The sequence below is a fragment of the Nocardia pseudovaccinii NBRC 100343 genome (assembly GCF_001613225.1).
Classification (GTDB): domain Bacteria; phylum Actinomycetota; class Actinomycetes; order Mycobacteriales; family Mycobacteriaceae; genus Nocardia; species Nocardia pseudovaccinii.
In genome coordinates this window covers 1-4,592 of record NZ_BDBY01000046.1, presented here as the reverse complement: position 1 = coordinate 4,592, position 4,592 = coordinate 1, and the positions used below count along the sequence as shown (strand labels likewise).

The 4,592-nt window shown below is 67.1% G+C and carries 6 protein-coding genes and 1 pseudogene; 3 read left to right on the top strand and 4 right to left on the bottom strand.

Annotated features, from left to right (window positions below; all coding sequences use genetic code 11):
- A partial coding sequence (locus tag NP3_RS06345; protein ID WP_063038729.1) for an FAD-binding oxidoreductase occupies positions 1 to 895 on the bottom strand: 895 nt, incomplete at its 3' end.
- A gap of 219 nt (positions 896 to 1,114) precedes the next feature.
- On the opposite strand from NP3_RS06345, the gene NP3_RS06340 reads away from it, so the two are divergent.
- Both NP3_RS06340 and NP3_RS06335 read left to right on the top strand, forming a co-directional pair.
- A complete protein-coding gene (locus tag NP3_RS06340) occupies positions 1,115 to 1,426 on the top strand; it encodes a hypothetical protein (protein WP_063038727.1) in 312 nt (103 codons plus the stop codon).
- 43 nt (positions 1,427 to 1,469) lie between these two features.
- Positions 1,470 to 2,057 carry a GtrA family protein gene (locus NP3_RS06335; RefSeq protein WP_084508265.1) on the top strand — a complete coding sequence of 196 codons (588 nt, stop codon included), beginning with the start codon at positions 1,470 to 1,472 and terminating at the stop codon, positions 2,055 to 2,057.
- Here NP3_RS06335 and NP3_RS06330 read toward each other — a convergent pair.
- The 3 genes from NP3_RS06330 to NP3_RS06320 are packed head-to-tail and all read right to left on the bottom strand — an operon-like array spanning position 1,956 to position 3,895.
- On the bottom strand, positions 1,956 to 2,594 hold the full coding sequence (locus NP3_RS06330) for a Type 1 glutamine amidotransferase-like domain-containing protein (RefSeq protein WP_063038725.1): 639 nt from the start codon (positions 2,592 to 2,594) through the stop codon (positions 1,956 to 1,958). The genes NP3_RS06335 and NP3_RS06330 overlap by 102 nt on opposite strands.
- Positions 2,595 to 2,600: 6 nt before the next feature.
- Complete coding sequence (locus NP3_RS06325; protein WP_063038723.1) at positions 2,601 to 3,440, bottom strand: maleylpyruvate isomerase family mycothiol-dependent enzyme; 840 nt, start codon at positions 3,438 to 3,440, stop codon at positions 2,601 to 2,603.
- On the bottom strand, positions 3,437 to 3,895 hold the full coding sequence (locus tag NP3_RS06320; protein ID WP_174566174.1) for an HIT family protein: 459 nt from the start codon (positions 3,893 to 3,895) through the stop codon (positions 3,437 to 3,439). The genes NP3_RS06325 and NP3_RS06320 overlap by 4 nt, the downstream gene beginning before the upstream one ends.
- Before the next feature lie 280 nt (positions 3,896 to 4,175).
- Here NP3_RS06320 and NP3_RS06315 point away from each other — a divergent pair.
- A pseudogene (locus NP3_RS06315) lies at positions 4,176 to 4,592 on the top strand (NAD(P)(+) transhydrogenase (Re/Si-specific) subunit alpha); the annotation flags it as partial.

Here is a 4,592-nt window from a genome sequence, read left to right as displayed (position 1 = left end):
CCCCGGCCTTTTCGCAGATCCCGACCATGATTTCGGCTTCGTGCCTGGCGAATTCGCCCGGTGCGTCGGAGCGGGCGACCAGCAGCGCGGCGGCCTCGCGATCCAGCCCCATCCGCATCTCGTCCTCGACCGCGTTGATCGCGACGGCGTCCATGAACTCGAGCATGGCAGGGCGCAGGGCGCCGGTGATGCCGAGGATGGCCTCGGTGGCGGCGGTCAGCGTCGCGAAGGTCGCGACCACGGTGGCCTGCGGCGGTTGGGCGGGCAGCAGCCGCAGGGTGAGCTCGGTGATCACCCCGAGCGTGCCCTCGCTGCCGACGAACATCTTGGTCAGCGACAGGCCCGCCGAATCCTTGAGACGTGGCCCGCCGAGCCGCACCACCGTGCCGTCGGCGAGCACCACCTCCATGCCGAGCACGTAATCGGTGGTTACGCCGTATTTCACACAGCACAGGCCGCCCGCGTTGGTGGCCGCATTGCCGCCGATCGAGCAAATTTCGAAGGAGGACGGGTCCGGCGGATACCACAGGCCGCGCTCGGCGACCGCACGTTTGACCTCGGCATTGAGCAAGCCGGGCTGGACCACCGCGGTGCGGGTGACCGGGTCGACGGTGATCGCGCGCATGCGTTCGGTGCTGAGCACGATGCCGCCGTCGACGGCCGTCGCACCGCCGGACAATCCGGATCCGGCCCCGCGCGGCACCACCGCGACCTTGTGTTCGTGCGCCCACCGCAACGTCGCCGCGACATCATCGGTACCGGTCGCGCGGACCACGGCCAGCGGTGTGCCCGCACTCGGATCGCGCGCCCAGTCCTGCCGATAGCCCGCCAGCAGGTCGGGATCGGTGAGTACCGCGCCGTCGGGCAGGCGGGAGATCAGGTCATGCAGGTCCACACGTTCACGCTATACGGCGGGTACGGGCCAGGGTGAGTGCCCGACTGTAACAGCCGCGCGTCCGGTTCTCCCTGGAGGTTTGCTACAACGCGGAGCCCGGCGGGATTGTGGGCCGGTCCAGTGGTGCCGGGTCCGTAGGCCGATAAGAATTCCGGACAAGGCGACCGTTCGGGGCGCTGTCCGATTCCATCAGGTGCGCAGGCGCGCCGAGGAGGTCTCATGCAGGTCGAGTCGCCGGATTACCGTGATTTGGTCGCTGCGGTGTTCTCCTACGAAGTTCTCGACGGGGGTATCGACCCGGATTCATTGCGCCGCATCCACGCGGGCGATATCGCCGAATGGGTCACGGCACTGGATCGCTCGGGCATGTTCGGCAAGACCGTGATCGCCACCCTGACCGACGAGTGGCAGCGCACACCCCGCCTCCTACTCGAGGCCCTCCTGGAAGACGTCGACGACGTCACCCGCCGCCGCTGCCTCGTCGCCTGGTCCGCCCTGGACCACCGTTCGCCCCTCACCCAGATCGGCTGATCGGATCGGGTGCCACCGATCTTGTTTCCTGGACGATCACCTGATGGACACCTGCCGCTGGCATGCTGGCGGCGTGACGAGCACCGAGTCCCTGGTGGCGGGCTTCTCTCGCTGGTGCGAGGCCGTCGTCGCGCGGCTGCCGCTGGGGCTGAATCGCCTTGTCGCCCCGACGTTTCTCGGCTTCGCGCTGATCAACGGCTGCACCTTCGGTGTCGATCTGGCGCTGCTCACGGTGCTGCACGGCTGGCTGGGACTGCCCGTATGGCTGTCGGTCACGATGGCCTATATCTGCGCGTTCGGGCTCAGCTTCGTGCTCAATCGCACGTTCAACTTCCACTCGCACGCACCGGTCGGCAGCCAGGCCGTGGTGTACGTGGTGGTTGTCGTGATCAACTACCTCGCCTTCATCCTCGGCGTCGGCAGCGGACTGACCGCGCTGGGATTGGAATACCATCTGTCGCGGCTGCTGGCGGGGGCATGCGAGGCGGTCTACATGTACTGCGCGATGCGCTGGGTGGTCTTTCGCGGGCTACCGCAAGATCTCGATATCGCTGCCGTCGACCACGACGACATCGTCGTCGGTGAGCGCCCAGTGCGCGATGCCCTCGGCCCGGTAGCGGGCGGCGAGTAGCGCGGCCGCACCGTCCGGATCGGTCGCGGAATCCAGATGCGGCACGATGCGATGGTCGACCAGACCCAGTCCGTCCCACCGTGGTTCGATGCCGCACGCCGGTTGGACTTCGGCCGGGTCGTCGGTGGATTCCAGACCGTGCAGATCCGGGGTCAGCAGACACGCGCCCGCGCTGTACCCGGCATATACCAGCGCGTCGGCGGCGAGCAGTTTCGGCAGTACGAAATCGGCTCCGCTGCGGGCGAATTGGGCGCGCAAGACGAAAGTGTTGCCGCCGCGTGCCCACACCAGTGGATACTGTGCCAATGCGGCTTCCAATTCGGTTGCGCGACCGACGAATTCGCGCAGGTCCAGCACATCGGGGGAGTAGCCGAGTTTGCGCAGCGGGATCACGTCACTGGCGACCGCACCCGCCCAGGCCGCGGGCCAGGCGTCACATGCGTTGGGAATCACCGCGACTCGGCCCGGCTCGCCGACGAGTGCGGCTAGCCGGTCGTAGTGTGCGCCGAATCGGTAGCTGGACAGGAAAAGTCGCACCGCGGCTCAGATAGTGAAGGCCAGGCTGCGCACCAGTCGGTTGCCGAGTTCCGCATCGCCGGAAATGCGGAACTCGCCTTCGTGCGCATCCGCGGTGGTGCGTCCGCCACGTAGCCGGGCGAACAGGCCGGAGCCCATCCGAACCACCACGGTGGCAGGCGCGTCCAGCTCATCGACGATATTGGCGCGGCCGTCCACCGCGACGTGCAGCGTCTGCGGCAACGGGCCGGTCAGTTCGAAGGTGATGCGCGATCCGTCCGGAGCATGCGCACCCTTCGCCACCGCCCGCCCGATGGTGCCGGTGAGTTCGCCGAAGGCCCGCTCGGCCCGCGGTCCGCCCTCGTCGACGGATACGCCGAGCGCGTCGGCGATATCGAGTTCGTGCATCCAGCAATCGAACAGCCGCACCCGCATGAACCGGCCGTAGCTGACCTTGCCGATCGGCGATACGGTCTCGGCCTGCCATTCCGCATCACCGAAGGATGCGAGCGCCGCGCGCCTGCGGTCGGTGACCTCGCGGTACAGCTCGAGTAGACGCTTACCCGACAGCGGCCGCAATCGGTCGACCCAGATCTCGTTGAGCACGCCGGTCTCGTTGCGCACATGTGGCAGCGTGGTCACATCGGTTTTGGGCCGGATCGGATCGTGCGCGGGCGGGCGTTCACCGAGCAACCAGGATTCCGTCCCGACGACGTGGGCCACCACATCGAACAGCGACCAGCCCGGCAGCGGAGACGGTGTGCGCCAACGCTCTTCGTCGAGATCGGCGACGAGCGTCGCGATCGTCTCCCATTGCTCGGACAGCAGGCCGGTCAGCTCGTTCCGGTCCTGGGTGGGGTCGGTCATTCTCGCTCCTCGGCGCTGGTCTCGTCTTCGTGTGCCAATGCCGATATTCCGGCGCGGATGGCGGCCGCGGTGGACTCGGGATCGTGCGGGCGTCGCAGCAGCAGTCCTGCGGCGAAGCTCAGTTTGTCGCCGTGCCGGCGCGGTATCACGTGCAGGTGGACGTGCGGGACGGTCTGGAAGGCCGCGGTGCCGTCATTGAGCACGAGATTCGCGCCGTCCGCGGCCAGGTCGCTGCGCCTGATCGCCAGCGCGATCCGGTGTCCGGCACGGAAAATGTGCGCTCCCGATTCGGGGTCCAGATCCGCCAATTCGGATGCGTGTCGCTTCGGGATGATCAGAGTGTGGCCGCGGGCGATCGGGCGAATGTCCAGGAACGCGCACAGCGTGTCGTCCTCGTAGACCTTGGTCGCCGGGGCCTGCCCCGCCGCGATGCGGCAGAAGACGCAGTCGTTCACACCGCCGACCATACGGCGTGCCGCTCACCGGGAACATACTCGGCATGACGCACGTCACTATGGGAAGGTATTGCGCCGCAGCGACCAGGATTCGAACCTTTATGTTGGTCGCGAATCCGACATAACGGCGGAATCCGGCCGCAACTTGTGACCGCCATCTCAGCTACGCTCACCGCGAGCCGGGTACAGTTGCGAGGATTTGGACGAACTTACTCCAAAGTAACATCGTCCGGCCGTCGACCGGTTGCTTGAAGCTCAGCCAGAGAAGGAAGTCTGACAAGTGGAGACAACGCAGAGCGTAGGCGACCAGTCGCCGCGCGGAGCGCGTGTCGGAGTCGTTCGCGAGTCAAACGCGGGCGAGCGGCGTGTCGCTTTGGTGCCCAAGATCATCCCGAGCCTGCTGAAGCAGGGCGTGGAGGTGGTGGTCGAGGCGGGCGCCGGGATCGGTGCGCTCATTCCGGACGCGGCCTATGTGGATGCGGGCGCGACCATCGGTGATCCGTGGTCGGCCGATGTGGTGGTGAAGGTCGCGCCACCCAGTGACGCCGAGGTGGCGAAGCTGCACAGTGGGCAGACCCTGATCGGGTTCCTCGCCCCGCGTAATGCCGACAACCAGATTCCGGCGCTGAAGTCGGCCGGGGTGCAGGCCTTTGCAGTGGAGGCGATTCCGCGTATTTCGCGGGCCCAGGTGATGGAC

What these genes read in the sequence shown, in the direction of transcription:
- NP3_RS06340 (WP_063038727.1), top strand. Translation starts at nt 1,115, where the DNA reads ATGCAGGTCGAGTCGCCGGATTACCGTGATTTGGTCGCTGCGGTGTTC.
- NP3_RS06335 (WP_084508265.1), top strand. Translation starts at nt 1,470, where the DNA reads ATGGACACCTGCCGCTGGCATGCTGGCGGCGTGACGAGCACCGAGTCC.
- NP3_RS06325 (WP_063038723.1), bottom strand. Translation starts at nt 3,440, where the DNA reads ATGACCGACCCCACCCAGGACCGGAACGAGCTGACCGGCCTGCTGTCC.